This window comes from Actinomadura sp. DC4 (assembly GCF_030406325.1).
GTDB lineage: Bacteria > Actinomycetota > Actinomycetes > Streptosporangiales > Streptosporangiaceae > Actinoallomurus.
Genome location: NZ_JAUEQY010000039.1, coordinates 13,566 through 40,482, shown reverse-complemented (window position 1 = coordinate 40,482; position 26,917 = coordinate 13,566). Strand labels below are relative to the sequence as shown.

28 protein-coding genes are annotated in these 26,917 nt (G+C 72.7%); 16 read left to right on the top strand and 12 right to left on the bottom strand.

Annotation, left to right across the window (positions count from 1 at the left end):
- The first annotated feature begins 16 nt into the window (after positions 1–16).
- Both QWU11_RS41210 and QWU11_RS41205 read left to right on the top strand, forming a co-directional pair.
- A complete protein-coding gene (locus tag QWU11_RS41210) occupies positions 17–646 on the top strand; it encodes a TetR/AcrR family transcriptional regulator (protein WP_290120013.1) in 630 nt (209 codons plus the stop codon).
- 11 nt (positions 647–657) lie between these two features.
- A complete protein-coding gene (locus QWU11_RS41205; protein WP_290120012.1) occupies positions 658–1,806 on the top strand; it encodes an acetyl-CoA C-acetyltransferase in 1,149 nt (382 codons plus the stop codon).
- Here the strand turns inward: QWU11_RS41205 and QWU11_RS41200 are convergent.
- Genes QWU11_RS41200 through QWU11_RS41185 form a run of 4 tightly spaced genes read right to left on the bottom strand, consistent with a single transcriptional unit; the run spans position 1,790 to position 5,167 of the window.
- Entirely contained in the window at positions 1,790–2,860 is a 1,071-nt protein-coding gene (locus QWU11_RS41200) for a nitronate monooxygenase (RefSeq protein WP_290120011.1), read from the bottom strand. The genes QWU11_RS41205 and QWU11_RS41200 overlap by 17 nt on opposite strands.
- Positions 2,857–3,582: a CoA-transferase gene (locus QWU11_RS41195; protein ID WP_290120010.1), complete on the bottom strand. Its 726-nt coding sequence runs from the start codon at positions 3,580–3,582 to the stop codon at positions 2,857–2,859. Before QWU11_RS41195 ends, QWU11_RS41200 begins: the two co-directional genes overlap by 4 nt.
- Positions 3,579–4,409 carry a CoA-transferase gene (locus QWU11_RS41190; RefSeq protein WP_290120060.1) on the bottom strand — a complete coding sequence of 277 codons (831 nt, stop codon included), beginning with the start codon at positions 4,407–4,409 and terminating at the stop codon, positions 3,579–3,581. The genes QWU11_RS41195 and QWU11_RS41190 overlap by 4 nt, the downstream gene beginning before the upstream one ends.
- Positions 4,410–4,414: 5 nt before the next feature.
- Positions 4,415–5,167 (bottom strand): enoyl-CoA hydratase family protein, encoded by a 753-nt coding sequence (locus QWU11_RS41185; RefSeq protein ID WP_290120009.1) that lies wholly within the window; start codon positions 5,165–5,167, stop codon positions 4,415–4,417.
- 57 nt (positions 5,168–5,224) lie between these two features.
- On the opposite strand from QWU11_RS41185, the gene QWU11_RS41180 reads away from it, so the two are divergent.
- Positions 5,225–6,133, top strand: a complete 909-nt coding sequence (locus tag QWU11_RS41180) for an SDR family oxidoreductase (protein WP_290120008.1) — start codon at positions 5,225–5,227, stop codon at positions 6,131–6,133.
- A gap of 265 nt (positions 6,134–6,398) precedes the next feature.
- A complete protein-coding gene (locus tag QWU11_RS41175) occupies positions 6,399–7,181 on the top strand; it encodes a 2-keto-4-pentenoate hydratase (RefSeq protein WP_290120007.1) in 783 nt (260 codons plus the stop codon).
- Positions 7,182–7,185: 4 nt separating this feature from the next.
- Here QWU11_RS41175 and QWU11_RS41170 read toward each other — a convergent pair whose 3' ends face one another.
- Positions 7,186–7,956, bottom strand: a complete 771-nt coding sequence (locus tag QWU11_RS41170; RefSeq protein ID WP_290120006.1) for an SDR family oxidoreductase — start codon at positions 7,954–7,956, stop codon at positions 7,186–7,188.
- Positions 7,957–8,085: 129 nt separating this feature from the next.
- On the opposite strand from QWU11_RS41170, the gene QWU11_RS41165 reads away from it, so the two are divergent.
- On the top strand, positions 8,086–8,931 hold the full coding sequence (locus tag QWU11_RS41165) for an alpha/beta fold hydrolase (RefSeq protein ID WP_290120005.1): 846 nt from the start codon (positions 8,086–8,088) through the stop codon (positions 8,929–8,931).
- A 15-nt stretch (positions 8,932–8,946) separates the two neighbouring features.
- Here the strand turns inward: QWU11_RS41165 and QWU11_RS41160 are convergent, their stop codons facing one another.
- A complete protein-coding gene (locus QWU11_RS41160; RefSeq protein WP_290120004.1) occupies positions 8,947–9,945 on the bottom strand; it encodes an NADPH:quinone oxidoreductase family protein in 999 nt (332 codons plus the stop codon).
- Positions 9,946–10,055: 110 nt separating this feature from the next.
- On the opposite strand from QWU11_RS41160, the gene QWU11_RS41155 reads away from it, so the two are divergent.
- A complete protein-coding gene (locus QWU11_RS41155; protein ID WP_290120003.1) occupies positions 10,056–10,682 on the top strand; it encodes a TetR/AcrR family transcriptional regulator in 627 nt (208 codons plus the stop codon).
- Between the two features lie 10 nt (positions 10,683–10,692).
- On the opposite strand, the gene QWU11_RS41150 is transcribed toward QWU11_RS41155, so the two are convergent.
- A complete protein-coding gene (locus tag QWU11_RS41150; RefSeq protein ID WP_290120002.1) occupies positions 10,693–11,112 on the bottom strand; it encodes a nuclear transport factor 2 family protein in 420 nt (139 codons plus the stop codon).
- 119 nt (positions 11,113–11,231) lie between these two features.
- Here QWU11_RS41150 and QWU11_RS41145 point away from each other — a divergent pair, with 119 nt between their 5' ends.
- From QWU11_RS41145 to QWU11_RS41135, 3 genes are read left to right on the top strand one after another with little or no spacing between them, the layout of a single operon-like run.
- Entirely contained in the window at positions 11,232–12,776 is a 1,545-nt protein-coding gene (locus tag QWU11_RS41145) for an FAD-binding protein (protein ID WP_290120001.1), read from the top strand.
- A gap of 10 nt (positions 12,777–12,786) precedes the next feature.
- The gene (locus tag QWU11_RS41140) at positions 12,787–13,263 is read left to right on the top strand and encodes a nuclear transport factor 2 family protein (protein ID WP_290120000.1); all 477 of its coding nucleotides are present in this window, start codon (positions 12,787–12,789) and stop codon (positions 13,261–13,263) included.
- Entirely contained in the window at positions 13,263–14,012 is a 750-nt protein-coding gene (locus tag QWU11_RS41135; RefSeq protein WP_290119999.1) for a glucose 1-dehydrogenase, read from the top strand. The genes QWU11_RS41140 and QWU11_RS41135 overlap by 1 nt, the downstream gene beginning before the upstream one ends.
- A 10-nt stretch (positions 14,013–14,022) precedes the next feature.
- On the opposite strand, the gene QWU11_RS41130 is transcribed toward QWU11_RS41135, so the two are convergent.
- Together QWU11_RS41130 and hsaA (QWU11_RS41125) are read right to left on the bottom strand one after the other, a co-directional pair.
- The gene (locus QWU11_RS41130; protein ID WP_290119998.1) at positions 14,023–14,871 is read right to left on the bottom strand and encodes an IclR family transcriptional regulator; all 849 of its coding nucleotides are present in this window, start codon (positions 14,869–14,871) and stop codon (positions 14,023–14,025) included.
- A gap of 23 nt (positions 14,872–14,894) precedes the next feature.
- A complete protein-coding gene (gene hsaA, locus QWU11_RS41125; protein ID WP_290119997.1) occupies positions 14,895–16,067 on the bottom strand; it encodes a 3-hydroxy-9,10-secoandrosta-1,3,5(10)-triene-9,17-dione monooxygenase oxygenase subunit in 1,173 nt (390 codons plus the stop codon).
- 168 nt (positions 16,068–16,235) lie between these two features.
- Between hsaA (QWU11_RS41125) and QWU11_RS41120 the strand changes: the two genes are divergently transcribed.
- From QWU11_RS41120 to QWU11_RS41100, 5 genes are read left to right on the top strand one after another with little or no spacing between them, the layout of a single operon-like run.
- Positions 16,236–17,918, top strand: coding sequence for an FAD-binding protein (locus tag QWU11_RS41120; RefSeq protein ID WP_290119996.1), 1,683 nt, complete (start codon positions 16,236–16,238; stop codon positions 17,916–17,918).
- Between the two features lie 15 nt (positions 17,919–17,933).
- Entirely contained in the window at positions 17,934–18,968 is a 1,035-nt protein-coding gene (locus QWU11_RS41115; protein ID WP_290119995.1) for a ferredoxin--NADP reductase, read from the top strand.
- Positions 18,969–19,007: 39 nt separating this feature from the next.
- Entirely contained in the window at positions 19,008–20,192 is a 1,185-nt protein-coding gene (locus QWU11_RS41110; RefSeq protein ID WP_290119994.1) for an acyl-CoA dehydrogenase family protein, read from the top strand.
- A 23-nt stretch (positions 20,193–20,215) separates the two neighbouring features.
- Positions 20,216–21,139: a VOC family protein gene (locus tag QWU11_RS41105; protein WP_290119993.1), complete on the top strand. Its 924-nt coding sequence runs from the start codon at positions 20,216–20,218 to the stop codon at positions 21,137–21,139.
- Positions 21,140–21,176: 37 nt separating this feature from the next.
- Entirely contained in the window at positions 21,177–21,953 is a 777-nt protein-coding gene (locus tag QWU11_RS41100; RefSeq protein ID WP_290119992.1) for an SDR family oxidoreductase, read from the top strand.
- A 15-nt stretch (positions 21,954–21,968) separates the two neighbouring features.
- On the opposite strand, the gene QWU11_RS41095 is transcribed toward QWU11_RS41100, so the two are convergent.
- Positions 21,969–22,520 carry a flavin reductase family protein gene (locus tag QWU11_RS41095; protein WP_290119991.1) on the bottom strand — a complete coding sequence of 184 codons (552 nt, stop codon included), beginning with the start codon at positions 22,518–22,520 and terminating at the stop codon, positions 21,969–21,971.
- A gap of 184 nt (positions 22,521–22,704) precedes the next feature.
- On the opposite strand from QWU11_RS41095, the gene QWU11_RS41090 reads away from it, so the two are divergent.
- The gene (locus tag QWU11_RS41090) at positions 22,705–24,165 is read left to right on the top strand and encodes an FAD-dependent oxidoreductase (protein WP_290119990.1); all 1,461 of its coding nucleotides are present in this window, start codon (positions 22,705–22,707) and stop codon (positions 24,163–24,165) included.
- Here QWU11_RS41090 and QWU11_RS41085 read toward each other — a convergent pair.
- A complete protein-coding gene (locus tag QWU11_RS41085) occupies positions 24,106–24,432 on the bottom strand; it encodes a ferredoxin (protein WP_290119989.1) in 327 nt (108 codons plus the stop codon). The genes QWU11_RS41090 and QWU11_RS41085 overlap by 60 nt on opposite strands.
- Complete coding sequence (locus QWU11_RS41080) at positions 24,429–25,595, bottom strand: Rieske 2Fe-2S domain-containing protein (RefSeq protein ID WP_290119988.1); 1,167 nt, start codon at positions 25,593–25,595, stop codon at positions 24,429–24,431. Before QWU11_RS41080 ends, QWU11_RS41085 begins: the two co-directional genes overlap by 4 nt.
- Positions 25,596–25,717: 122 nt before the next feature.
- Here QWU11_RS41080 and hsaA (QWU11_RS41075) point away from each other — a divergent pair, with 122 nt between their 5' ends.
- Entirely contained in the window at positions 25,718–26,878 is a 1,161-nt protein-coding gene (gene hsaA / locus QWU11_RS41075) for a 3-hydroxy-9,10-secoandrosta-1,3,5(10)-triene-9,17-dione monooxygenase oxygenase subunit (protein ID WP_290119987.1), read from the top strand.
- The last annotated feature ends 39 nt before the right edge of the window (positions 26,879–26,917 follow it).

Here is a 26,917-nt window from a genome sequence, read left to right as displayed (position 1 = left end):
CAGGAGAGCCTCTTCGATGAGTCCACGACGCCGCGACGCCGAAGGCACGACCAGCGCCCGCGCGGTCCGGCGTGCCGAGCTGCTCTCCGCGGCGGCCGAGGTCTTCGCCGAGCGGGGCTACGCCGCCACGACCGTCCGCGAGGTGGCCGACGCGGCCGGCATCCTGGGCGGCAGCCTTTACTACCACTTCGACTCCAAGGAGTCGATGGTGGAGGAGATCCTGGCCACCTTCCTGGGCGACATGTGGGCCGGGTTCGAGCGCGTCCTGGACGCCGGTCTCGGCGCCCGGCAGACCCTTGAGGCACTGGTCGCCGAGTCGTTCCGGTGCATGGACGAGCACCGCCACGCGGTCATGATCTACCAGAGGGAGTCGCGCTACCTCGCCGCCTCCTGGGAGCGCTTCGGTTTCCTCGCCGAGTCGTGGCGCCGCCACCAGGACATGTGGCTGGGGCTGCTCGAACGCGGCGTGACCGAGGGCGACTTCCGCGCCGACCTGGACCGGTCGCTGGTCTACCGGTTCATCCGCGACGCCGTGTGGGTCGCCGCGAGCTGGTACCAGCCCGGCGAGCGGCTGTCGCCGGCCGAGGTCGCCAAGCAGTATCTCGCCATGGTCCTCGAAGGGATCCAGGCGGCACCCGAGAGCTGAGGAGAAACGCGATGGCCGAGGCCTACATCGTCGAGGCGGTCCGCACCCCCGTGGGCCGGCGTGGCGGCGGGCTGTCCACGGTGCACCCCGCCGACCTGGGCGCCCACGTGCTGCGCGCACTCATGGAGCGGACCGGCGCCGACCCCGCCGCGGTCGAGGACGTGATCTTCGGGTGCGTCGACACGCTCGGCCCGCAGGCCGGCGACGTCGCCCGCACCTGCTGGCTCGCGGCCGGGCTGCCCGAGGAGGTGCCCGGGGTCACCGTCGACCGCCAGTGCGGCTCGTCCCAGCAGGCGGTGCACTTCGCCGCCCAGGCCGTCATGTCGGGCACCGCCGAGCTGGTGGTCGCCGGCGGCGTGCAGAACATGTCGCAGGTCCCGATCGGTACGGCGGGCGGTGCCACGATCGGCTACCCCGAGGGGCCCTTCCACGGATCGAAGGGCTGGACCGCCCGCTACGGCGACGAGGAGGTCTCCCAGTTCAACGGCGCGGAGATGATCGCCCGTGACTGGGACATCGGCCGCGATGACATGGAGCGGTTCGCCTACGAGTCCCACACTCGGGCGCTGCGGGCGATCGACGGCGGCCTGTTCGAGAAGGAGATCGCCCCGTACGAGGACGTCACGACCGACGAGGGGCCGCGCCGCGACACCTCGCTGGAGAAGATGGCCGGGCTGAAGACCCTGGTCGACGGCGGGCGGCTGACCGCCGCGGTGTCCTCGCAGATCTCCGACGGCGCCGCCGCGCTGCTGATCGCCTCCGAGCAGGCCGTCCGTGACCACGGGCTGACCCCGCGCGCCCGCGTCCACCACCTGTCCGTCCGCGGCGAGGACCCGATCCGGATGCTGTCCGCGCCCATCCCCGCTACCGCGTACGCGCTGAAGAAGGCGGGCATGACCATCGGGCAGATCGACACCGTGGAGATCAACGAGGCGTTCGCCAGCGTCGTGCTGGCCTGGATCAAGGAGACCGGCGCCGACCCGGCGTGCGTCAACCCCAACGGCGGCGCGATCGCGCTGGGCCACCCCCTGGGCGCCACCGGAGCGCGCCTGATGACGACGCTGCTCCACCACCTGGAGCGCACCGGCGGGCGTTACGGCCTGCAGACCATGTGCGAGGGCGGCGGTCAGGCCAACGTGACCGTCATCGAGCGCCTGTGACGTCCTGCCGCAGGAGGCCGTGGGAGGCCTCGATCGCCTCGGCGGCCTGACGCACGATCCGCCCGATCAGCTCCGCGCACGAGGGCAGGTCCTCGATCACGCCGACGACCTGCCCGGAGGCCATCACGCCCAGGTCCGGGCGGCCGTCCACCATGGCCGCCTTCAACAGCATCGGGGTGTTGGCCGCCATCAGCACCTGCGACCACGACAGGTCCTTGCCGTGCCGCATCGCCATCCCGTCGCGCAGCATGGCCCGTACGCTCATGCCGGACAGCCGCCGGAACCGGGCGGCGTTGCGCATCGCCCCGGACAGCCGCCGTACCCGCCCGCGCGTCTCCAGCGCTTCGATGAGGCCGGTCCGCAGCACCCGGTGCGGCAGCCCGTCCACCTGCCGGGTCACGACGGTCTCGGCCATGCTCAGATAGACCTGCTTGACGGCGTCCGGCACGGAGCTGTCGGAGGTGAGCAGGAACCGCGTGCCCATCCCCACTCCCGCCGCGCCGTACGCGAGCGCGGCGGCGAGTCCGCGGCCGTCGAAGAAGCCACCGGCCGCGATCACCGGGATGTCCACGGCGTCGACCACCTGGGGGAGCAGGAGCGTGGTGGCGACCGGGCCGGTGTGCCCCCCGCCCTCGCCGCCCTGCACCAGGACCGCGTCCGCGCCCCAGCCCGCGACCTTCTCCGCGTGCCGCCGCGCGCCCACGGACGGGATCACCACGACGCCCGCGTCCTTCAGCCGGCCGATCAGGTCCCGGCTCGGCGCCAGCGCGAACGAGGCGACCTTGACGCCCTCGCGGATCAGCAGGTCGACGCGCTCGGCGGCGTCGCCGGCGTCGGCCCGCAGGTTGACCCCGAACGGCGCGCCGGTACGGTCCTTGACCTCGCCGATCGCGGACGCGAGCTCCCCGGTCGTCATCGTCGCGGACCCCAGCACGCCGAGCCCGCCGGCCTCGGCCACCGCCGACACCAGCCGCGGCCCGGCCACCCAGCCCATCCCCGTCTGCACGACGGGGTGCCGGACGCCGGTGAGCTCGGTGAGCGCGGTGCGGATCATGTCCGCACCTCGCGATCGCGCTGAGAGCCCGGGTCGAGGAACTCCCGCAGCAGCCGCAGCTCCTCCTCGGTGGGCGTACGGGTCTCGGGCACGTCGGCGGGGACGTCCAGCGCGAAGCCGGTCGCGGCCACGACCTGCTCCACCGTGACGCCGGGGTGCACCGAGACCAGCCGCATCGTGGCGTCCGGCCCGGCGAAGTCGAGGACGCCCAGGTCGGTGACGACCCGGCGCAGGTCGAACGCGCCGCGGTCGGTGCCGACGCCGCTGACGAAGTCGACCCGCTCCACGAACACGCGAGTCGAGTGGCGGGGGATCCAGTAGCTCGTCGGGTTGCAGCGCGTGTTGCCGGGCGCGCCACGCGCGCCGAGGAGCTGGGACTTGGGCCGCTCCCAGTCGCCGATCGCGGAGATGTTGGTGTTGCCGCGGCGGTCGATCTGGCTCGCGCCCATCATCACGTGCCGCCGCCCGGCCGCGACCAGCCACAGGTGGTCGCGGAACGGCAGGCCGCCCTCGATGGCGCCCGCCTCCGCGCCGAGCGGGATCGGCTCGGCGGTGAGCAGCGCGCCGCCGTCCGTGGTGAGCAGCGCGGGCTCGAACGTCAGCCGGGCCAGCCGCGCCCCGAGGACAGAGCAGGTGCCCATCGCCGCGGCCAGGACCTCCCCGTCGCCGCGCCAGGCCTCGGCGCACGCCGTCACGCACACCTCGGCACGGGTCGCCGTCATCGGATCGCCTCCTGGTAAGCCTTTTCGTCCCCGTCGAGGTAGCGCCGCCGGAACGCCTCCCACGCGTCCGGGTCGGCCGCGGCCTCCACGTACGCGCGCTGGAACGCCTCGTCGCGCCCGTGGTCGGGCTCGCAGTCGGTGAAGTGAGCGCCGCGCGGCGTCTCGGTCACGCCGGTCACGTGGACGCGGCTGATCAGCAGCGACCGTACGTGGCCGTCCCCGAGCAGGTCCGCGGTGTCCACGAGGCGTTCACAGGACACGTAGGAGGCCGTCGTCGCCGCCTTCACGAACAGGTCGTCCAGGTACGGGTCCGGGCCGAGGTAGCGGGCGTTGCCGCGCGCGTCGGCGCGGTTCATGTGGACGAGGGCGACGTCCATCGTCAACGCCGGCACGGCCACGAGCTCCTCGCCGTCGTCGTAGGGGGAGCGGACGGTGCGCAGCTCCGGGTTGACCCGCATCACGTCCGAGCCGAGCCCGGCGCGGGTGGGCAGGAACGGCAGCCGGTGCGCCGCCGCGTACAGGCCGAACATGAACATGCCCTCGTCGTACTCGGTGAAGGCGATCGACCCGTCGCGCCGCGCGGCGCGGAAGTGCGGTTCCAGCGGGATCGAGTCGAGCGTGACGAACGGGGCGACGACTCGCCGGACCTTCCCGTACGCGCACAGCAGGCCGACGTCGGGGCCTCCGTAGGAGATGACGGTGAGGTCGGTGAGCGGCGAGCGGCAGATCGCCCGGACCAGCGCCATCGGCTTGCGCCGCGACCCCCAGCCGCCGATCCCGATCGTCATCCCGCTCTCCAGCGAGCCGACGATCTCCTCGATCGACATGACCTTCACGTCCGCTCCTTCCGGGCGACGAACGCGTCGCGGTGCCGGTCGCCGGCGCCGGCGAGGTTGAGCTCGAAGGTGAAGCCCTGCTCGAACCGGTAGCTGCGCCGGACGTCGACCGGGTCGATGCCGTTGAGCGACTCCTTGGCCCGCCGGATCACCAGCGGGTCCTTGCCCGCGATCCGCCCGGCCACCTCCATCGCCGTCTCGCGCAGCTCGGCCTGCGGCACGACCTCCAGCACCGAGCCGTACTGGTGGAGCTGCCGGGCGGTCGCGGTGCGGCACGTGTAGACCATGGCGCGCATCAGGTGCTGGGGGACGAGCCGGGCCAGGTGGGTGGCGGCGCCGAGGGCGCCCTGGTCCACTTCGGGCAGCCCGAAGGTGGCGTCCTCGCTGGCCACGATGATGTCGGCGTTGCCGGCCAGGCCGATGCCGCCGCCCAGGCAGAAGCCGTGCACGGCGGCGATGACCGGGACCTCGCACTCGTAGACGGCGGCGAACGCGGCGGCGCAGCCCCGGTTGGCGCCCAGCAGCGCCTCGAAGCCCTCCGCGGCCTGCATCTCCTTGATGTCCACGCCGGCGTTGAAGCCCCGGCCGTCCGCGCGCAGCACCACGGCGCGAACCCGGTGGTCACGGCCCGCGGCGGTGACCGCGTCGGCCAGGTCGTACCAGCCCCGCACGGTGAGCGCGTTCACCGGCGGCACGGCCACGACGATCTCGGCCACCCCGTCCGGGTGGACTGTGGTGGAGACTCCCATAGTGCTACCTTTCCACCAAACATTTGTTAGAAGGAATCTAGCAGAGGAGGCCACGCGATGATCTGCGCGGGACGAGTCGTCATCGTGACCGGTGCCGGACGCGGTCTCGGGCGGGCGCACGCCCTGGAGTTCGCCCGGCAGGGGGCCGCCGTCGTCGTCAACGACCTCGGGGTGACGCGGGACGGTGCCGGGTCCGCCGGCGAGGGCCCCGCCCACGACGTGGTGCACGAGATCGAGGCGCTCGGCGGCCGTGCGGTGGCGAGCGACCACGACGTCGCCACGGCCGACGGCGCCGCGGCGCTGGTCGCCACCACCGTCTCGTCGTTCGGCCGGCTCGACACGCTCGTCAACAACGCCGGGTTCCTGCGCGACCGGATGCTGGTCAACCTCGGCGAGGACGAGTGGGACGCGGTCATGCGCGTGCACCTCAAGGGCCACTTCCTGCCGCTGAGGAACGCCGCCGCGCACTGGCGGGCCGAGACCAAGGCCGGGCGGCCGGTGGCGGCCCGGGTCATCAACACCTCCTCCGGCGCCGGCTTGTACGGCAACGTCGGGCAGGCCAACTACTCGGCGGCCAAGGCCGGCATCGTCGGGCTGACTCTCGTGGCCGCCGCCGAACTGGCCCGCTACGGCGTGACCGTCAACGCGATCGCCCCGGCGGCCCGGACGCGGATGACGGAGGGACTCTTCGACGACATGATGGCCGCGCCGGAGGAGGAGGGCGCGTTCGACGTCATGGCCCCGGAGAACGTCTCACCGCTGGTGACCTGGCTGGGCTCGGCGGAGTCGGGCGAGGTCACGGGCCGGGTGTTCGAGGTCAAGGGCGGCGAGATCTGCGTGGTCGACGGCTTCCGCCACGGCCCGTCCACCGACAAGGGCGCCCGCTGGGACCCTGCCGACCTGGGCCCGGTGGTCACGAGCCTGGTGGCGAAGGCGGCACCCGCGATTCCGGTCTTCGGAGCCTGAAAGAGCGGCCGGCGGGCGAGCCGGCCCGCCGGTCACCTGCGTCCGAGGGCCATTACCAGCAGGCCCGGCCGCCCGTCCGGGGTGTCCTTCGCGGACGTCGCCGGGCACAGGACGGCCGCTGACAAGGGCGCCCGTTGCGGTCCGGCCGAGCCGGGCCCGGTGGTGAAGGCGGCGCCGGCTCTCCCGGTGTCCGGGGGCCGAGGTGATGTTCCCGGCCAGTGGGATCGGGGCGGTCCGCGCGGGGCGGCGCGGGTAGCGTCACGGCATGCTGACCGAGGAACAGCGCGTGGAGATCGCCGATCGGCTGCGGGCCGCCGAGCGGGAGCGGGCGCCGATTCCCCCGCTCACCGAGACCCATCCGGACATCGACGCGGTGGACGCCTACGAGATCCAGCTCGTCAACATCCGGCGTCGTCTCGCGGCCGGTGGTGCCGTCAACGGGCACAAGGTCGGGCTGTCGTCCGAGGCGATGCAGCAGATGATGGGCGTGGACGAGCCCGACTACGGCCACCTGCTCGCCGACATGGCGTTGCGTCAGGACGAGCCGGTGGCCGCCGACCGCTACTGCTACCCCCGCGTGGAGGTCGAGGTCGGCTTCGTGCTCGGCGCGGACCTGCCCGGTGAGGATTGCACCGAGGCCGACGTGCTCGCCGCCACCGAACGCGTCGTCCCGGCGATCGAGCTCATCGACAGCCGGATCGCCGACTGGCGCATCAAGCTCGCCGACACCATCGCCGACAACGCCTCCTCGGCCGGCTACGTGATCGGGGAGGGCGTGCCGCCCGCCGGCCTGGACCTGACCGCGATCGAGGCCACGCTGCGCCGCGACGGCGAGTTCGTCGTCGCCGGCCGCTCCGACGCGGTGCTGGGCGATCCGGTCATCGCGGTCGCCTGGCTGGCCCGCAAGGTCGCCTCCTTCGGCGTCCGCCTGCACGCGGGGCACGTGGTGCTGCCCGGGTCGTGCACCCGGGCGATCGACGCGGCGCGCGGGCAGACCTTCACCGCCGACTTCACCGGGCTCGGCTCCGTCTCGCTGACGTTCAAGTAGCGACCTACACGCCGTAACCGCCGTCGACGTCGAGCTTCTGGCCGGTGATGAAGCCGGCCCGGTCGGAGGCGAGGAAGCAGACGGCCTCGGCGACGTCGGCGGCCGTGCCGAAGCGCGGCAGCGGGATGCGAGCGCGGGCGGCGTCGAGGGCGCGGTCGTCCAGCTCGCCGGAGGCGATGAGCCGTTCGGCCATCCCGTCGGTCAGCATGCCGGGCCCGACGCAGTTGGCGCGGACGCCGAACCGCCCCTCCTCGGCGGCGATGCCGCGTACGAGCGCCTCGACCGCGCCCTTGGGCGCCGACGAGAGCCCGTCACGTACGGGGAACCGGCTCGTCGCCGCGGTGGTCACCGCCACGATCGAGCCGCCCGCCGTACGCAGGTGGGGCAGGGCCGGGCTCAGGGCGTTGAAGAACGCGACGGCGTCGTCGAGCACCTGCGCGCGGAACCGCTCCGGGGTCACCTTGCTGAGGTGGACCATCGGCACGTGAGGGCCCGCGGCGTACACGAGCGTGTGCAGGCCGCCGAAGTCGGCCACGACCGTGTCGACGACCTTCGCGCACGCCTCCGGGTCTCCCAGGTCCAGCCGGTAGGCCCGCGCCGCCGCCGACGTCCCGAGCAGCTCCTCGATCCGGGGCGACTCGCGCCGGAACGTCAGCGCGACCGAGCCGCCCCGGCGGATCAGCGTCCCGGCGATCTCGGCCCCCAGCCCGCCGCTGGCACCGAGCACGAGCGCCGCTCCACGGCGGCCGGCGAAGTCCTCAGAGCGGGAGTCCATCCCGCCAGGGTCGGGGACGACCGGCGGCGTACGGGGCCGTGGTCTCGCTGATCGGGATGATCGCGGCCGTCCGTACCCGGTCCCGGTTAACGTGCCCGCAACACGTTCGCGGAGGAGCTGAGGTCGACGATGGCGGAACTCAACCACGACTCCACGCTGCGTGAACTGCGGACGGACAAGGGAACGCTGCGCTACCACGAGGCCGGCGACGGCCCGCCGCTGCTGATGTTGCACGGCTCGGGCCCCGGCGTGACCGGGTGGCGCAACTTCCGGGGGAACCTCCCGGTGTTCGCCGAGTGGTTCCACTGCATGGTCCTGGAGTTCCCCGGCTTCGGCGTCAGTGACCCGACCGACCGGCACCCGATGGTCGCCGCCCCCGAGTCCGTGATCCGTTTCCTCGACGAGCTCGGGCTGGAGCAGGTCGACGTCATCGGCAACTCCATGGGCGGCATCGTCGCCGCCCAGGTCGCGAGCGCCCAGCCCGACCGCGTACGGCGGCTGGTGACGATCGGCGGCGTGGGCCGCAACCTGTTCAGCCCCGGCCCGAGCGAGGGCATCCGGCTGCTGGTGGAGTTCACCGAGGACCCCACCCGCGAGCGGCTCGTCCAGTGGCTGAACTCCATGGTCCACGACCCCGCCCTGATCACCGAGGAGCTGATCGAGGAGCGCTGGACCCAGGCCACCGACCCGGCCACGCTGGCGAGCGCCCGCCGCATGTACGGCCGCAAGGCGATGGCGGCCCGCCCGCCCGGAGACGTCCCGCCGTACTGGGCGATGCTGCACAAGATCACCGCCAAGACCCTCATCACGTGGGGCCGCGACGACCGGGTCAGCCCGCTCGACATGGCGATCGTGCCGATGCGCACCATCCCGGACGCCGAGCTCCACGTCTTCCCCGACTGCGGCCACTGGGCGATGATCGAGCAGAAGGACGCCTGGGAGAGCGTCGTCCTGGCCTTCCTGACCAGGAAGTAGCCCCAGGCGTCACGGTCAGGGCACCAGCGCCAGCTTGCCCACGGTGGCCCGCGCCTCGAGTTCCGCGAGCGCCTTCGGCCCCTCCGCCAGCTCGTACACGGTGGGCCGGCCGGGGCCGAGCACCCCGGCCGCGAGAAGCCCGGACAACTCGCCCATGACCTCGCCGAAGATCTGCGGTGCGGCCTGGATCAGGGTGCCGATGTTCAGGCCGATGACGTGGATCTGGTGCTTGTAGACCAGCTCCCAGTTGGTGATCGCGGCTTCGCCGCCGGCCATGCCGTAGACGACGACCCGGCCGGTGACCCGCTTGGCCGCCGCCAGACCGGCCTCGAGGGTGGCGCCGCCGACCGACTCCAGCACAAGGTCGGCGCCCGCGCCGCCGGTCAGCCGCCGGACCTCGGCGGCGATGCCGGCGCCGCGGGAGTCGAGGACGTGGTCGGCGCCGAGCGCCCGTACCACCTCGTGCTTGCCCGGCGACGCCGTGGCGATGACCGTCGCGCCGTAGTGCTTGGCCATCGTCACCGCGGCCTGGCCGGTCCCGCCCGCCGCGGCGTGGATCAGCACGGTCTGCCCCGCGGTGACGCCGCCCAGCGGCTTGAGCGCCGCCAGCGCGGTCGGAAGATTCACGACCAGGCCCAGCGCCTGCTCGTCCGTCCAGCCCGCCGGCACCGGCATCGCGCCGGCCGCGGGCAGCACCATGTACTCGGCGAAGGCGCCGCCGCCCATGCCCACGCCGATCACATGGGCGCCGGGCTCCAGGCCGGTCACCCCCTCGCCGGCGGCGGTGACCTCACCGGCGCCCTCGATGCCCGCCAGGTACGGCGGCCGCGGGCCACCCGCGAACGTTCCGCGGCCCTGCGAGATGTCGACGAAGTTGACTCCGGCGGCGGTGACGCGGATCAGGACCTCGCCCGGACCCGGGCGTGGCACCGGCGCGTCGGTGATCAGGCGCAGGTCCTGTGGGCCGTTCAGCGACGTCTGCCGCAGGGCGCGCATGGTCGAGGGAACGCTCATGATGATCGGCTTCCTTTTGATTATCGAACGACAAACAAACCGTGTCACACCTCTTCAGTGCGGATCAAGGTAAACTTGGTCGAACGACAAACAAATGGAGGTGCATCTCGATGGCCACCCGCGGCAGGCCGCGCACCTTCGACCCGGACACCGCTCTGCGCCAGGCACTGGACGTGTTCTGGGAGCGGGGCTACGAGGGCACCTCGCTCAACGACCTGGCGCAGGCGATGGGGATCGCCTCGGCCAGCATCTACGCCTACTTCGGCAGCAAGGAGGACCTGTTCCGCAAGGTCATGGCGCTCTACGGCGCGACCTCGGGCGAGCCGCCCAGGCGCGCGCTGCGCGAGCAACCGACCACGCGCGGCGCGATCCACGCCATGCTGCGCGCCACCGCCGACGAGATCACCCGCCCCGAGGCCCCGCACTACTGCATGCTCATCCTCGCCGCGCCCACCGGCGCCGTGGAGAACCACTCGGTCCGGGAGTTCCTGGCCGGCATCCGGCGCGACATGTTCACGACCGTCAGGGACCGGCTCGCCCGTGGCGCCGCCGACGGCGACCTCACCGTGCCGGCCGCCGGCCTCGACGCCATCGCCCGCTACTACACCACCGTGGTGCAGGGCCTGTCCGTACAGGCTCGCGACGGCGCCGACCGCGCCGAGCTGGAGGCGGTCATCACCTGCGCGATGGCCGCCTGGGACACGCTCACGTCCGCGCCGTCACACGCCCGCGGCTGAGCCGAACCGGTCAGCGGGTCCAGGTGAGCTCCTGGACGAGGCTGCGCGAGCGCCAGCCCTCACCGGTCCGTACGAGGTCGTGATGGTAGTAGCCGCCGCAGGCGAACAGGCGTTCGCCGCCGTCCCCGCCGAGGCTGATCATCGGGTTCGCGAAGTACGCCGTCACCTTCGCCGCGTCGCCGTCGAGGACGACCTCGGACTGGCCCATGACGTGCTGGCGGCGGACGAACGCCGTCAGCACCTCCGCCAGCCAGGCCTTCACCGCCGGGAGCGTGCCCTCGATGCCGCCCGTGGCCCGGTAGTCGATGTGCGCGTCCGGGGTGAAGACCGCGTCCAGCCGGTCCCACTCGCCGAGGTCGACCGCCCGCGTGTAAGAGGTGAGCAGGTCGGCGATCTCGATCCGGTCCGAGAGTTGGCCTAGGTCCAGCACGGAGCCTCCTTCGGCGGGGGGCGTACAAGCATGGATCGCCCGGGGCGTACCCCGGTGCGGCGGTCCTGTTGAGTGAGACCGGGCGAGACAGGCGTACGGGCGCCGGTGACCATGTGCCCATGACGGCGGAGCGGACCTGGGACGAAGAGTGCGACGTTCTCGTGGCCGGCTCGGGCGGCGGCGCGCTGACCGGCGCGTACACGGCCGCCCGCGAAGGACTCTCGGTGATCGTCGTCGAGGCGACCGACCGGTTCGGCGGCACGACCGCCTACTCCGGCGGCGGCCTGTGGTTCCCGTGCAACGCGGTGCTCCGGCGCGCCGGGGACACCGACAGCCTGGACGACGCCAAGGCCTACTTCCGCGCCGTCGTCGGCGACCGTACGCCCCGCGACCTGCAGGACGCGTTCCTCGAGGGCGGCGCGCCGCTGGTCGACTACCTGGAGGGCGACGACGACTTCGCCTTCATGGTCTACCCGTGGCCGGACTACTTCGGGTCCGCGCCGAAGGCGAGCCCGACCGGGCGGCACATCATGCCGCGCCCGCTCAAGCCCGAACGGCTCGGCGCGCTCCGTGACGTGCTGCGGCCGCCGCTCGGCGCCGACCGCGCCGGACGGCCGCTGCCCGACCTCGTCAGCGGAGGCCAGGCGCTCATCGGCCGGCTGCTGCTCGCGCTGTCCAGGCACGAGTCCGCCGAGCTGCGGACCGAGACGGTCTGCGACGAGCTCGTCCGTACCGGCGACACGATCGCCGGCGCCGTGGTCACGAGCCAGGGGCGGCGGCACCGGATCCGGACCCGGCGGGGCGTGCTCGTGGCCGCCGGAGGGTTCGAGCGGAACGCCGAGATGCGGGCCGAGCACCGCGTCCCCGGGGACGTCCGGGACGCGATGGGCCCGGCCGGCAACCTCGGCCGGGCGCTCCAGGCCGGGATCGACGCCGGCGCCGCCACCGACCTGATGTCGGAGGCCTGGTGGTCGCCGGGCCTCACTCACCCGGACGGGACCTCGACCTTCTCCCTGTGGTTCACCGGCGGGATCTTCGTCGGCGACGACGGGGAGCGCTTCGTCAACGAGTCGTGGCCCTACGACCGGATCGGCCGGGTGGCCATCGAGCGCATGGACCAGGGCCTCCTGAGCCTGCCGTTCTGGATGGTCTACGACGACCGCCACGGCGCGCGCCCGCCGGTGCGCTCGACCAGCGTCCCGATGGGAGAGACGCAGGCGTACGAGGACGCGGGACTATGGGTGAGCGGCGCCACGATCGAGGAGCTCGCGGGCCGGATCGGCGTGCCCGCGGACACGCTCGCCGCGACGGTGACGAGGTTCAACGCGTTCGCCCGCACGGGCCGGGACGAGGACTTCGGCCGCGGCGACGAGCCGTACGACCGGTCCTTCTCCGACGGCGCCTCGCCCCTGGTCCCGGTCGAGCGGGCGCCCTTCCACGCCGCCGCGTTCGGCCTGTCCGACCTCGGCACCAAGGGCGGCCTGCGCACCGACGCGACGGCGCGGGTGCTCGACACCTCCGGACGGGTGATCAAGGGCCTGTACGCCGCGGGCAACTCCATGGCGGCGGTCAGCGGCACCGTCTACCCGGGCGGCGGCACCCCGATCGGATCCGCGATGGTCTTCGCTCACCTGGCGGCGCTCGACATGGCCGCGGGCCGATAAGGAGGGGTCGATGGACGTCCAGGACCTGGTCGAGTACCGGGCGATCGAGGAGCTGAAGTACCGCTACATGCGCGCGGTCGACACCAAGGACTGGGACCTGCTCGCCTCGACGCTGGAGCCCGGCGTCACCGCGGAGTACGGCCACCGGCTCACCTTCGAGGGCGCCCAGAAGCTGGTCCGGACACTGAGCCGGATCATGACCGACGACATCATCACCGTGCACCGCCTGAGCCAGCCCGAGATCGCGATCGACGGCGACGAGGCGACCGGCGTGTGGGCCTTGACGGACCGCGTGATCCGCAAGCGGGACCGGGTCCTGCTGGACGGCGCGTCCATCTACCGGGACCGGTACCGTCGCGGCGCCGACGGCGCCTGGCGGATCGCGCGGACCACCTACGAACGGCTCTACGAGTCGGAGGTCTCCTTGGACGACACACCGACGTTCCGGCTCACCGAGGACCGCTTCGCCGCTCCGGAGGTGCGGTGATGGGCAAGCTGGACGGCAGGGTCGCACTGGTCACGGGCGGCGCGCGGGGGATGGGCGCCTCGCACGTACGGACCTTCCTGGACGAGGGTGCGAAGGTCGTCTTCGGCGACGTCCTGAAGGACGAGGGCCGGGCGCTGGGCGAGAAGCTCGGCGACGACTGCCGGTTCGTCCCGCAGGACGTGACCTCCGAGGCGGACTGGTCCGCGATCGTGGAGTACACGACGGACACGTTCGGGCGGCTGGACATCCTGGTCAACAACGCCGGCATCCTGGGGTTCCAACCCGTCGCCGACATGAGCGTGGACGACTTCCGCCGGTTCCTGGACGTCAACCTCGTCTCGCAGTGGCTCGGCGTCAAGTACGCCGCGCCGGTGATGGGCGAGGGCGGCTCGATCGTCAACATCTCCTCGGTCAACGGCCTGGTCGGCAGCGCCGGGATGACCGGCTACAGCGCGAGCAAGTTCGGTGTCCGCGGACTGACCCAGTCCGCCGCCCTCGAGCTCGCCCCGCGCGGGATCCGGGTGAACTCGGTGCATCCGGGAGCGGTGGCCACGCCCATGACCGGCGCCGACCCCGACGACACCCGGCGGCACACGAAGGGGATGATCTCCCGGCTGCCGATCCCGAGGTTCGCCAAGCCCCAGGAGGTCAGCACCGTGGTGCTGTTCCTCGCCTGCGACGACTCGAGCTACTGCACCGGATCGGAGTTCGTCGTCGACGGGGGGATGACGACCGGGGCCGGCTTCTGAGGACGCCCGCTCACATCAGAGTGTCGTCGTCGAGGAGACTGAGGATGCGCTCCATCATCCCGTCCGACCACACGGTCGAGGGCATGTCGTCCGGCGAGGTCTCCGGGAACAACCGCAGCGAGATGCGCTTGGCGACGTCGAGCACGAGCGGGGCGTAGCGGTCCAGCGGCCCGGCGCTGGTCTCGCCGCACAGCGAGATCCCCGCCACCGCGCCGTCCGGCCCCCGTACGGCCGCGCCCACGCACGAGATGCCGACGACGTACTCGTCGCGTTCGAAGGCCAGCCCGTGCCGGCCACGGATCCGGCGCAGCTCCTGGTGCATCACCATCAGGTTGGTGATCGTGTTGTGGGTACGGGCCTTCATGCCGCCTTCGAGGAGGGTGTCGGCCTCCTCGGGCGGCAGCCAGGCGAGCATCGCCTTGCCCAGGCTGACGGCGTGCGCGGGGGCGCGCCCGCCGACGCGCGACGGCAGCGCCGCAGCGCCCTTCCCGCCGATCTTGTCGAGGTAGACGACGTCCGCGAAGTCGAGGATGCCGAGGTGGATGATCTTCCCGGTGTTGGCGTGCAGCTCCTCCAGGAGGGGGACGGCGGCGGCGCGTACCTCCGCGTGGTCGCTGACCGACCCGCCGAGCTGCAGCGCCCGCTGGCCCAGCGCGTACCCGCCCTGCGTGTGCCGCAGCCAGCCCAGGCGCACGAGCTGTTCGAGGATGCGGTGGGAGGTCGACCGGGGCAGCCCGGTACAGGCGGCGATCTCATCCAGCCGCAGCCGCGCGGAACGGTCGCCGAACGCCTCCATGATCAGCGTCATCCGCTCGATCATCGACGGCGGGGCGGACCCGCCCGAACTCTCCTGGGTCACTCCGGGTGCACCTCCAGCTCGTCTCAGACCAGGATCAGGCTGTCGTCGACCCCGAGGCCATAGGCCCAGCGGCCGTACAGGGACAGCCCCTGGTCGACGTCGTTGACCACGTGCGCCGCGCCGGTGTGGACGTCCCGCCAGGCGCGCTGGATCGGGTTGCCGGCCTGTACGCCGTGCCCGCCGGCGGCCTTGAGCAGCAGGTCGACCGCCTCGGCCGCCCGTTCCGCGCTGCGGACCTGGTCGCGCCGCGCCCGCAGGCGGAGCTCGATGGGGGTCCGCTCGTTGCGGAGCGCGTGGTCCATGAACTCCCGCAGGTCGCGCTCCAGCTGCAGCACGGACGCGTCGATCTCGCCCGACCCGCGGGCCACCGCGACCGGCGCGAACTCGTCGCCGGACGGCTTGCGCCCGCCGTGGCTGAGCTCGCTCCGCCGCCGCATGCGGGCGAGGTGGTACTGGTAGGCGCCCTCGGCCGCGCCGAGCAGCGGCGCGACGAGGGCCGTGCCGTGGATGGCGGCGAACGGGACGCGGTAGAGCGCCGGGGCGTCCGGGCCGCGCTGGACCTTGGCGATGCGCCGGCGGCCGGCGGCGCCGAAGATCCGGTGCGGCGGGACGAAGACGTCGTCGACCTGCACGTCCATGCCGCCCGCACCGCGCAGCCCCACGACGTTCCAGCCGTCCTTCAGCGTGTAGTCCGAGCGGGGCACCACGGCCGCGGTGTAGTCGACGGGGTCGCCGGTCGAGCCGATCATCAGGGTCCCGAGCAGGATCCAGTCGCAGTGCTCGGCGCCGGGCGCGGAGCGCCAGGCCCCGGTCAGCCGGTAGCCGCCGTCGGCGGGTACCAGGCGGCCGGTCGGCGCGTACGAGGAGGACACGAGCGCGCGCTGGTCCTCGCCCCAGACGTCCGCGCACATCCGGGGTTCGAGCAGCGCCACGTGCCAGGGCGTGATGCCGAGCAGGGACGCGACCCAGCCCGTCGACGGGCACGCGGAGGCGAGCAGCCGTACGGCCGTGAAGTAGTCGACCGGGTCGCTCTCGCCACCGCCGTACCGCGCCGGGCGGAGCATGGCGAAGAATCCGGCGTCGACGAGCGCGGACACCGTCTCCTCCGGGACCCTGCGCTCCGACTCGGTGCGAGACGCGCGCTCGCGGATGGCGGGCAGCAGCTCACGAACGGACTCGAGAACATCGCTGGCCACTCTGCAGTCCTCGCGTGATCGTCTCCGGGCGGGGAGCCTCAGCGTAGTCCCGGCAGGTGGGCACGTCGATGCGGGCCTCGCCTCGGCTCGTCCCGTGCGGGGGCGGCGGTCTCGCTCATCGGGATGCCCGGCTCGACCGCCGGCGACGGGTGGTTACGTGGCAGGATCATGAGCGCAGACTGGGACCGCGAGGTGGACTTCCTCGTCGTGGGCAGCGGCGGCGGTGGCATGGCCGCCGCGCTGGCCGCGGTCGACGTGGGACTCGACACCCTGATCGTCGAGAAGAGCCGGCACTTCGGCGGGACGACCGCGCTGTCCGGCGGCGGAATCTGGGTGCCGGACAACCCGGCCCTGCGCCGCAAGGGACGCGGCGACGACCGGGAGACCATCCGGACCTACCTTCGCCGGCTCACCGAGGGAAAGGTGCCCGAGGCCAGGATCGACGCGTTCGTCGACCAGGGCCCGCCGGCGCTGGAGCTGCTGGAGAAGAACCGCTGGATGAGGTTCGCCTGGGTGAAGGGCTACCCGGACTACCACCCCGAGGTCGAGGGCGGCAGCCCCCTGGGACGCTCGATCGAGGCCCTGCCCGTCGACACCCGAAAGCTCGGGGAGGACGAGGCGACCCTGCCGCGGAACGGGCTGAAGGGCCCGCTCGGCCTGTGGATCACGGCACGGAACTACCACGACCTGGCGATGGTCAAGCGGACGTGGCGGGGCCGCGGGGCATCGGTCGTCGCGGCCTGGCGGGTCTCCACCAACCTCGTGCGGCGCCGGCACATGGCCGCGACCGGGCGCGCGCTCGTCACCCGGCTGCGGCTGGCCGTGAGGGACGCGGGCGTCCCGCTGTGGCTGGAGACGCCGATGACCGAGCTCGTCGTCGAGGACGGGACGGTACGCGGCGTCGTCGTCGAACGGGACGGCCGGCCGACGCGCATCGGTGCCCGGCACGGCGTGCTGCTGGCGAGCGGCGGTTTCGACCACAACGCCGAGATGCGGCGCGAGTACCTGCCCGAGGGCGGCCAGGCCGACGTCAGCGGCGGCGCGCCCGGCAACACCGGCGAGGGCATCCTGGCCGGCCGCGCACTCGGCGCGGCCGTCGACCTGATGGACGACGCGTGGTGGATGCCATCCGTACGGCACCCGTCCGGCGCCGTGATCCCGCTGGTCTCCGAACGGTCGATCCCGCGCTCGGTCATCGTCTCGGGCCGGACCGGGGAGCGGTTCACCAACGAGGCGGCCCCGTACGTGAACTTCGTGCACGACCAGCTCGACGGCGGGCACGTGCCCCTGTGGTTCGTGATGGACGCCACGGCGCGGGCGCGCTACCCGTTCGCCCAGGTGCTGCCGGGCGCGGAGTTCCACCGGTCCTTCTACGACGGCGGCGTCATGTACCGGGCCGGCACGCTCGAAGAGCTCGCCGGCCGGATCGGGGTGCCCGCCGGCGCGCTGACCGCGACCGTCGAGCGCTTCAACCGCTTTGCCCGCGACGGGAAGGACACCGACTTCGGCCGCGGCGACAGCGCCTACGACCGCTACTACGGCGACCCGACCCTGCCCAACCCCACCCTCGACGTGATCGAGAAGAGCCCGTTCTACGCGATCCGGGTGGAGGCCGGGGATCTGGGCACCAAGGGCGGGCTCGTGTGCGACGAGAACTCCCGCGTGCTGCGCCCGGACGGCTCGGCCATCGAGGGCCTGTACGGGACCGGCAACACCACCGCCTCGGTCATGGGCAACGACTACCCCGGACCCGGCGGCACGATCGGCCCGTCCATCGTCTTCGGCTACATCGCGGCGCGGCACGCCGCCGCGCGCGCCGCGGCGCCGGCCGACTCCGAGCGGATCGCGTAGCTACCCGGGGAGGCCGTGATCCGACAGCATTCGTTCAGGCTCCGGGTGGTCGAGGTGGTGCGCGAGACCGAGGACGCCCACTCGATCGTCTTCGAACCGGCCGACGCCGGCGACGGGGACCTCGCGTACCGGCCGGGCCAGTTCCTCACCCTCAACATCCCGACCGACCGCGCGGGCGGCGCGGCCCGCTGCTACTCCCTGTCGAGCTCCCCGGTCCTCGGCGAGCGGCTCAAGGTCACGGTCAAGCGCACCGCCGACGGCTACGGCTCGAACTGGATCTGCGACAACCTGCACGAGGGCGACGAGATCGAGTCCCTCCGGCCCTCGGGCACGTTCACGCCGCACACGCTCGACACCGACCTCCTGCTCTTCGCCGGCGGCAGCGGGATCACCCCGCTCATGTCGATCCTGAAGTCCGCCCTGCACGCGGGCCGCGGGCACGTGACCCTCGTGTACGCGAACCGCGACGAACGGTCGGTGATCTTCCGCGACGAGCTCGTCGCCTTGGAGAAGCAGCACGCCGGCCGCCTGCACGCCGTCCACCTGCTGGAGTCCGTGCAGGGCATCCCGAGCGTGCCGACCCTGCGGGAGCTGGCCCGGCCCTACACCGCCCGGCACGTGTTCATCTGCGGGCCGACGCCGTTCATGGACGCGGTCACCGAGGGCGTCTCCGGGCTCGGGATGCCGGCCGGGCGCGTGCACCACGAACGGTTCGTGTCGCTGGACAACGACCCGTTCGCCGAGCCGGAGGTCGTCCTGGATGAGGACGGCGCGGCCGGCACCGTCGAGGTCGAGCTGGACGGGGAGATGACCACGCTCGCCTGGCCGGAGAACAACAAGCTGCTCGACGTGCTCCTCGCCGCCGGTCTCGACGCGCCGTTCTCCTGCCGCGAGGGCCGCTGCAGCGCCTGCGCGTGCATCGTCGTCGAGGGCGAGGTCGAGATGCTGCACAACGAGGTGCTGGAGAAAGAGGACATCGCCGACGGCATCGTCCTGGCCTGCCAGTCGATCCCGCGCAGCGACACGGTCCGGGTGACGTATGACCAGTAGAGACGCGCGTCTCCATCGATCGACGAAGCGAGGACGACCATGAGCAACCACGTGCTCGACGCCGTGATGGAGTCGGCGGAGCGGATCGCGGCGCTGGGGCCGGTGAACGAGGACCTCGGGCGGCTGGACGACCAGGCGGTCAAGGCCATGCGCGAGGCCGGGGTCATCCGGATGCTGCAGCCGAAGACGCACGGCGGCCTGGAGGCCCACCCGCGGGAGTTCGCCGAGACGATCATGAAGATCGCGAGTCTCGACGGCGCGTCCGGCTGGGTGGCCGGGGTCGTCGGGGTCCATCCGTGGGAGATGGCGATGGCGGACCCGCGCGTGCAGGAGGAGGTCTGGGGAGAGGACCCCGACACGTGGATCGCCTCGCCGTACGCGCCCATGGGGATCCTGCGGCCCGTCGACGGGGGCTATGTCTTCAACGGCCGCTGGCAGTTCTCCTCCGGGACCGACCACTGCGACTGGATCTTCCTCGGCGGCATGCTCGGGGACGCCGAGGGCAAGATGGCCAGGCCGCCCACGCAGTACCACGTGATCCTGCCCCGGGCCTCGTACGAGATCGTCGAGGACTCCTGGGACGTCGTGGGGCTCAAGGGGACGGGCAGCAAGGACGTCATCGTCAAGGACGCCTTCGTGCCCGGCTACCGGGTGCTGCCGTTCGCCAAGGTATCCGACGGGTCCGCGGCCGAGGAGGCGGGGCTGGCCGGCACGCTCTACCACGTGCCGTTCTCCCAGGCGTTCCCGCTCGGCATCACCTCGGCCGTGATCGGCATCGCGGAGGGCGCGCTGGCCCACCACCTCGCGTACCAGAGGACCCGCGTGCAGATCACCGGCACCAAGATCAAGGACGACCCGTATTCGCTGTACGCCGTCAGCGAGGCCGCCGCCGAGATCGCCGCCTCCCGTACGGCGCTGATCGAGAACATCTGCCGGTTCTACGACCAGGCCGAGGCGGGGGTGCGCTCGACGATCGAGGAACGCGCGGTCGGCCGGCGCATCCAGACGCAGTCGGCCTGGCGCGCCGTACGGGCGGTCGATGAGATCGTCGGCCGCTCCGGCGGGAACGGGATGCGGATGAGCAACCCGATCCAGCGGTTCTGGCGCGACGCGCACATGGGCCTGGTGCACGCGATCCACGTTCCCGGGCCGGTCTTCCACGCGTCGGCGCTGACGAACCTCGGCATCGAGCCGCCCCCCGGCCCGATGCGCTCGATGATCTGACCTCGTTCGGAAAGGGCGACGCAATGAGCGATATCCGCGGCCTGGGCTACCTCAGAGTGCAGGCGACCGACCTCGCGCGGTGGCGCGAGCTGACCGTCGAGGCGCTGGGCTTCGCCGAGGGGACCGGACCGGTCCCCGGCGGGCTCTACCTGCGGATGGACGAGCGGTCCGCGCGGGTCGTCGTGCTGCCGGGGGAGACCGACCAGGTGCTGTCGGTGGGCTGGGAGGTCCGCGACCAGTTCGGTCTCGCCGCGGTGAGCACCGCCGTGGAGGCCGCCGGGGTCGCGGTGAAGCCCCTGCCCGCGGCCGAGTGCGCCGACCGCCGGGTCGAGCAGGCGGTCACCTTTCTCGACCCCGCGGGCGTGCCCGTCGAGGTCTTCTTCGGCCCGGTGCTGGACCACTCCCCGGTGGTCGGCTCCCTGGGCCAGCGGTTCGTGACCGGCGGGCAGGGCCTGGGCCACGTGGTGCTGCCCACCACGGCCCTGGAGGAGACCGTGGCCTTCTACACGGACGTGCTGGGCTTCCTCCCGCGCGGCGCCATGAAGGTGGGCGCGGCGGGCCGGGACGGCACGGCGCCGCGGATCCGGTTCATGGGGGTCAACGAGCGCCACCACAGCCTGGCGATCTGCCCGGCGCCGCACGGCGGCGCGCCCGGCCTGATCCACATGATGGTCGAGGTCGACTCGCTCGACGCCGTGGGACGCGCCCTGGACCGGATCGGCAAGGCCGGCTTCTCGCTGTCCTCGACGCTCGGACGGCACACCAACGACAAGATGATCTCCTTCTACGTGCGCGCTCCCGGCGGGTGGGACATCGAGTACGGCACCGACGGCCTGCGGGTCGACGAGAGCCACTACACGGCCGAGGAGATCAGCTCCGACTCGTACTGGGGCCACGACTGGTCGGGCTCGGAGCCCCTGGCCGCCTTCGTTCCCCGCTCCGGCTGACGTGGGCCGATCCGGCCCGGACCAAGGAGAAACGGCGATGGCGCGTCAGGTGGTCGTCACGGGAGCGGCGTCGGGCATCGGCGCGGCCGTCTCAGCCCTGCTGCGCGGGCGCGGCGACGAGGTCATCGGCGTCGACCTGCGCGACGCCGAGGTGGTGGCCGACCTGTCCACGCGCCAGGGCCGCCGCGACGCCGCCGGTGCCGCGCTGCGGCGCGCCGGCGGCGTCGTGGACGCCGTCGTGGCCTGCGCCGGCACGGCCGAGCCGACCGAGGCGGCCGTCGCGGTCAACTACTTCGGCGTGGTCGAGTTCCTCGGCGCGCTGCGGCCCGGCCTCGTGCGCGCGGAGGAGCCGCGCGCCGCGGTCATCTCCTCGATCTCCTCGATCCAGACCTCCGACGCGGACGTGGCCGCCGCCTGCGCGGAACGGGACGAGGAACGGGCGCTGTCGCTCGCCGGGAAGGCCGTCGCCGAGGGCCGCGGGTACCAGCTGTACGCGGCCTCCAAACTGGCGCTGGCCCGCTGGGTCCGGCGTACGTCCGTCGAGCCCGGCTGGGCCGGCGCGGGCATCCCGCTGAACGCCGTCGCCCCGGGCGTCGTGGTCACCCCGATGACCGCCGCGCTCCTGTCCACCGACGACGGCCGCGCGCTGGTGGATGAGTCCGTCCCGATGCCGCTGGGCGGGTACGCCCCGCCGGAGGCGATCGCGCACGCGCTGCTCTGGCTGGTCGCCCCGGAGAACACCCACATGACCGGCCAGGTCGTCTTCGTCGACGGCGGCGCGGACGCGACCCTGCGCGGCGAAGACACCTTCTGACGGCCGGTGCGGCGGTCAGCCCCAGTGGTCGCCCCAGCCCCACAGCTCGGGCGCCGCGACGGCGGGGCCGAGCCCGAACCCGCCGCGGAAGAAGATCATCGGCTGGGCCTCCTCGCCGGGCGCGTCGACGGCGAGGACGCGGCCGATCACCACGTCGTGGTCGCCGGCGACGTGCACGTCGTGGACCACGCACTCCACCCGCAGCAGCACGCCCTCGATGACCGGCGTCCCCCAGGGCGAGGCGTGCCAGGCGAGGTCCTCGAACTTGCGGCCCTGCCCGGACCCGAACCGCGTGCAGACCTCGTCCTGGCCCTCGGCCAGCACACTGACGTTGAACCGGCCCGCCGGGCGGATCCGGGGCCAGGAGCGGCCCCGGTGGTCGGCGCAGAACAGGATCAGCGGCGGTTCGAGGGACACGCTGGCGAAGGACTGGCACGCGAAGCCGACCGGCTCGCCGCCGTCGATGCCGGCGACGACCGTCACCCCGCTGGCGAAGGCGCCCATGGCCCGGCGCATCTCCTGCGGGGACGGACCGGTCTCCTTACCCGGCGAGGTCGTGACGCTCATGTCTCCGCCTCCGTCCATGCTCCTGCGAGCACCGTAGACACGCGGCGTACGGGCGGCCCGGCCCCATCCCGATGAGTGAAACCCGCGCGCGAGCGGGCTCCGGGCGCGTGCGCGGGCTCCGGGCGGGGATCTCGCTCAACGGGATCGGCGGGCGCCGGACGGGAGAGCGCGCTACTTTCCGGCCATGGACCCTGCGCGCTCCTTCGCTCCGGTACGGGCCGCCGACATCGCCTCCTTCGATCACGAGGCGGACGTGCTCGTGGTCGGGTTCGGGTGCGCGGGAGGCGCCGCGGCGTGGGAGGCCGCGCGGGCCGGCGCCGACGTGCTGGTCCTGGAGCGCGCCGGCGGGCCGGGCGGCTCGGCGGCGATGTCCGGCGGCGAGCTCTACCTCGGCGGCGGCACGCCGGTGCAGCGCGCCTGCGGGTACGACGACAGCGCGGACAACATGTTCGCCTTCCTGCGGGCGGCGCTCGGGCCGGGCAGCGATGAGGACAAGCTCCGGCTGTTCTGCGACGGGAGCCTGGAGCTGTTCGAGTGGTACCTCGAGATCGGGCTGACCTTCAACCCGAGTCTTTACGACGGCCAGAGCTGGATGCCGCCGACCCAGGACGGCCTGATGTGGCTCGGCGAGAACGCCCATCCCTACGACGAGGTCGCCCGCCCCGTGCCGCGCGGGCACCGCCCGGCCACCGAGTCCTTCGGCGGCTGGCTGCTCATGGAGAAGCTGGTCGCCGCGGTGGCGGCGGCCGGCGCGCGGCACCACACGGACACCGCCGCCTCCCGCCTCGTCCTGGACGGCGGGCGGGTCGTGGGCGTGGTCGCGCGCAGGTACGGCGAGCCGGTGACGTACCGGGCGCGCCGGGCGGTCATCCTCACCACGGGCGGTTTCGTCGACAACGAGGAGATGCTCGCCGACCACGCGCCGGTTCTGCTCGGCCACGGAAAGGTGAGCGCCGGGCTCGACGACGGCAGCGGCATCGCGATGGGCCTCGCGATCGGCGCGGCCACGCGCGGGATGGCGGTCACCCAGATCGCCGCGTCGTTCCTGCCCGCGATGATCTGCCGCGGGATGCTGGTGAACGCCCTCGGCCGGCGCTTCATCAACGAGGACGTCTACCCCGGCCTGGCGAGCGCCGCCGCCGTACGCCACCAGCCCCGGCCGTACTGGGTGATCGTCGACGAGCAGGGGTACGACGAGATCCCCGAGCGCGACCGGTGGAACGTACGCCCCGCGTTCGCGGACGAGACCCTCCACGGGCTGGAGAAGGACCTCGGCCTGCCGCCCGGCTCGCTGGAGACGGCGGTCGCGACCTACAACCGGCACGCCGAGCAGGGCGAGGACCCCTACTTCCACAAGAACCGGCGCTGGCTGCGGCCGCTGCGGGCGCCGTACGCCGCGATCGACCCGAACCGCGGCTTCGGCGGCGAGAGCCCGTCGGGCGGCGTCTCGGGTTTCACCCTCGGCGGGCTGCGCACCACGACGGACGGCGCCGTCCTGGACGTTTCGGGCGTCGCGATCGGCGGCCTGTACGCGGCCGGCCGGGCGAGCTCGGGCATCCATGGCGCGGGTTACATCAGCGGCACCTCACTGGCGGACGGCGCGTTCTTCGGCCGCCGCGCCGGCCGTGCCGCCGTACGCCACTGAGCCCTCCGGCATCGGGATCGCCCCCGACAGGGTGGCCTGGGCGATCGACTCGCGCAGCCCGGCGCAGGTGAAGAAGTCGGCCTCGCGGACGGGCCCGCCGGCGTCCGCCGGCGAGCGCCGCTCCGGGCAGGCCCGGGTCCCGGCCTCGTCCCACTGCACGCTGGTCTGCTGCCAGCTCGACTTGCGGACCCGTACGGTGGCCCGGCACCGCTGGCACTCCACCGGAGTCATCGGCAGGTCGTCGAGCCGCTCGTCGGAGCGGATCACGCGACCGGGGCCTTGCCCTCGGTGGCCTTCGCGGCCGCCTTGGCGGCGAGGTTGTCCTGGACCTGCTTCTCCCACACCTCGTTCGGCCTGGTGGTGTCGAGCTCGTACTCGAACCGCTCCACCATCTCCGGCTCGATGTCGGCGACGTCGACGTAGAACTGCTCGTACCACCGCCGCAGCTGGTAGACCGGCCCGTCCTCCTCGCACAGCAGCGGGTTGTCGATGCGGGCCTTGTTCTTCCAGATCTGGACGTCCTGCTCGAAACCGCGCTTGACGTACATCGCCTGGGTCTTGGCGACCTCCATTGCCGCCTCCTCGTCCAGGCCGTCCTGCTTCTTGACGATGATCCCGTACTGCAGGACGAAGGAGTTCGCGTCGATCGGATAGTGGCAGTTGATGAGCGTCGTACGGACGTCCATGCGGTCGTAGTTGTAGGTGATCTCGTCCGTCATGAACGAGGGCCCGTAGTAGGCGGCCACCGAGGAGTTGCCGATCAGCTGCGGGCTGCCCTCGGGGAGACGGGGACGGGCGTCCTCGCGGGCCTTCCCGTTCATGTACTGCGCCGCGATGTGGCCCTCGAAGATGTTCTTGAAGTAGGTCGGGAACGTCAGGTGCACGTAGAAGAAGTGCGCCATGTCGGCGTTGTTGTCGATGACCTCGCGCACGTTCGTCTCGACGACGGTCTCGTACCAGAGCCAGTCGGTCCACTCGTCGTCGAGCGCGCCCTCGATCCGCGGCAGGGCCTCCTCCTCGCGCGGAGGTCTGCCCTCGGGGTCGTTCCAGACGAACAGCATGCCGTCCTGGTCGAGCGTGGGCCAGGCCGCCGTACGAGCCCGCAGCGGCACACGGCGGGAGTAGGGGATCTGCTTGCACCGCCCGTCGCCGCCCCAGCGCCAGTCGTGGAAGGGGCAGGCGATCTCGTTGCCCTTGACGGTGCCCTGGGACAGGTCGCCGCCCATGTGCCGGCAGTAGGCATCGAGGACGTTGAGCCTGCCGTCGCCGCCCTGGAAGACGACCAGCTTCTGCCCGAAGGCGTGGATGGAATGCGGCTTTCCGTCGCGGAACCTCTCGGCCAGGCCCAGGCAGTGCCACCCGCGTGCGAAGCGTGTGGGTGTCGCTGCGGCCTCGATCGCGCGGACTCCGCTCTCGGGGGCTGTGGTCATGTACCGCACGCTACGGGCGCGAGCGCGGGGCCCGGCCCCAGGTCCCACTGGGCGGGACCGCCCCCGCCGCCCGATCCGGTTCGCAGCACGATGAGTCTTCCGCGCGTTCACGGAGCGGAGATATGACGAACGAGGTCCTGGAACGAGTACGCCCGCTGCTGCCCGGCATCGCCGAGCGGGCGGCGGCGACGGACGCGAGCGGGTCCGTCGCCGGGGAGACCATGAAGGAGCTCACGGCCGCGGGCGTGCTGCGGATGCTGCAGCCGGCGCGCTTCGGCGGCGCGGAGAGCGACCCGGTGCACTTCTATGAGGTCGTCCGGGCGATCTCGGGGGTCTGCGGTTCCACCGGGTGGGTCGCCTCCGTGCTCGGCGTCCACCCGTGGCAGCTCGCGCTCTTCGACGAGCGGGCCCAGCGGGAGGTGTGGGGCGAGGACCCGGACACGCTGGTGTCGTCCTCGTACGCGCCGGCCGGCCGGCTGACGGCGGCCGAGGGCGGGTACGAGCTGACCGGCCACTGGAGCTTCTCCTCCGGCTGCGGGCACGCCTCATGGGCCCTGCTCGGCGGCCTGGCGACGGGGGAGCGGGGCCGGGACTTCGTCACGGTCCTCGTGCCGCGGGCGGACTACGCGATCGAGGAGGTCTGGGACGTCATCGGGCTGCGCGGGACCGCCAGCGACGACATCGTGGTCGAGCGGGCCTTCGTCCCGGACCATCGCGTCCTGCGCAACCACGACCAGGCGCACCTGCGCGGCCCGGGCCAGCGCGTCAACACCGCCCCGCTGTATCGCATGCCGTTCGCCTCGATCTTCACTTCGGCCGTCACCGCACCGGTGATCGGCGCGGTGACGGGCTGCTACGACGCGTACCTGTCGGCGATGCGCGACCGGATCCGCCTCAGCGTCGGCGGCGGCCGTTTCGCCGAGGACCAGTTCGCCCAGGTCGCCGTGGCCCGCGCCGCCTCCGAGATCGACGCGGCGATCCTGCAGCTCAACCGCAACGTCGCCGAGCTGTACGCCTGCGCCGCCGCGGGCGAGGAGATCCCGATGGAGCTGCGGCTGCGCACCCGCCGCGACCAGGTGCGCGGGACCGAGCGCGCCCTCGAGGCCATCGACATCCTGTTCAAGACCGCGGGCGGCAACTCCCTGAAGCGCGGCAACCCCATCGAACGCGCCTGGCGCGACGCCCACGCGGGAGGCGTGCACGTCGCCAACGACGTCGAGCGCGCCCTGGCGATGTACGGCCGCGGTGAGTTCGGCTTCACCGTCGAGGACAACCTCGTCTAGGAGCCGGGTCGAGGCGGGGCCTCATCGCGGACTGAACCC

Excerpts from the sequence above, each read along its gene's own strand:
- QWU11_RS41210 (WP_290120013.1), top strand. The coding sequence starts at position 17 with ATGAGTCCACGACGCCGCGACGCCGAAGGCACGACCAGCGCCCGCGCG.
- QWU11_RS41205 (WP_290120012.1), top strand. The coding sequence starts at position 658 with ATGGCCGAGGCCTACATCGTCGAGGCGGTCCGCACCCCCGTGGGCCGG.
- QWU11_RS41200 (WP_290120011.1), bottom strand. The coding sequence starts at position 2,860 with ATGATCCGCACCGCGCTCACCGAGCTCACCGGCGTCCGGCACCCCGTC.
- QWU11_RS41195 (WP_290120010.1), bottom strand. The coding sequence starts at position 3,582 with ATGACGGCGACCCGTGCCGAGGTGTGCGTGACGGCGTGCGCCGAGGCC.
- QWU11_RS41190 (WP_290120060.1), bottom strand. The coding sequence starts at position 4,409 with ATGTCGATCGAGGAGATCGTCGGCTCGCTGGAGAGCGGGATGACGATC.
- QWU11_RS41185 (WP_290120009.1), bottom strand. The coding sequence starts at position 5,167 with ATGGGAGTCTCCACCACAGTCCACCCGGACGGGGTGGCCGAGATCGTC.
- QWU11_RS41180 (WP_290120008.1), top strand. The coding sequence starts at position 5,225 with ATGATCTGCGCGGGACGAGTCGTCATCGTGACCGGTGCCGGACGCGGT.
- QWU11_RS41175 (WP_290120007.1), top strand. The coding sequence starts at position 6,399 with ATGCTGACCGAGGAACAGCGCGTGGAGATCGCCGATCGGCTGCGGGCC.
- QWU11_RS41170 (WP_290120006.1), bottom strand. The coding sequence starts at position 7,956 with ATGGACTCCCGCTCTGAGGACTTCGCCGGCCGCCGTGGAGCGGCGCTC.
- QWU11_RS41165 (WP_290120005.1), top strand. The coding sequence starts at position 8,086 with ATGGCGGAACTCAACCACGACTCCACGCTGCGTGAACTGCGGACGGAC.
- QWU11_RS41160 (WP_290120004.1), bottom strand. The coding sequence starts at position 9,945 with ATGAGCGTTCCCTCGACCATGCGCGCCCTGCGGCAGACGTCGCTGAAC.
- QWU11_RS41155 (WP_290120003.1), top strand. The coding sequence starts at position 10,056 with ATGGCCACCCGCGGCAGGCCGCGCACCTTCGACCCGGACACCGCTCTG.
- QWU11_RS41145 (WP_290120001.1), top strand. The coding sequence starts at position 11,232 with ATGACGGCGGAGCGGACCTGGGACGAAGAGTGCGACGTTCTCGTGGCC.
- QWU11_RS41140 (WP_290120000.1), top strand. The coding sequence starts at position 12,787 with ATGGACGTCCAGGACCTGGTCGAGTACCGGGCGATCGAGGAGCTGAAG.
- QWU11_RS41135 (WP_290119999.1), top strand. The coding sequence starts at position 13,263 with ATGGGCAAGCTGGACGGCAGGGTCGCACTGGTCACGGGCGGCGCGCGG.
- QWU11_RS41120 (WP_290119996.1), top strand. The coding sequence starts at position 16,236 with ATGAGCGCAGACTGGGACCGCGAGGTGGACTTCCTCGTCGTGGGCAGC.
- QWU11_RS41110 (WP_290119994.1), top strand. The coding sequence starts at position 19,008 with ATGAGCAACCACGTGCTCGACGCCGTGATGGAGTCGGCGGAGCGGATC.
- QWU11_RS41105 (WP_290119993.1), top strand. The coding sequence starts at position 20,216 with ATGAGCGATATCCGCGGCCTGGGCTACCTCAGAGTGCAGGCGACCGAC.
- QWU11_RS41100 (WP_290119992.1), top strand. The coding sequence starts at position 21,177 with ATGGCGCGTCAGGTGGTCGTCACGGGAGCGGCGTCGGGCATCGGCGCG.
- QWU11_RS41095 (WP_290119991.1), bottom strand. The coding sequence starts at position 22,520 with ATGAGCGTCACGACCTCGCCGGGTAAGGAGACCGGTCCGTCCCCGCAG.
- QWU11_RS41090 (WP_290119990.1), top strand. The coding sequence starts at position 22,705 with ATGGACCCTGCGCGCTCCTTCGCTCCGGTACGGGCCGCCGACATCGCC.
- QWU11_RS41080 (WP_290119988.1), bottom strand. The coding sequence starts at position 25,595 with ATGACCACAGCCCCCGAGAGCGGAGTCCGCGCGATCGAGGCCGCAGCG.
- hsaA (WP_290119987.1), top strand. The coding sequence starts at position 25,718 with ATGACGAACGAGGTCCTGGAACGAGTACGCCCGCTGCTGCCCGGCATC.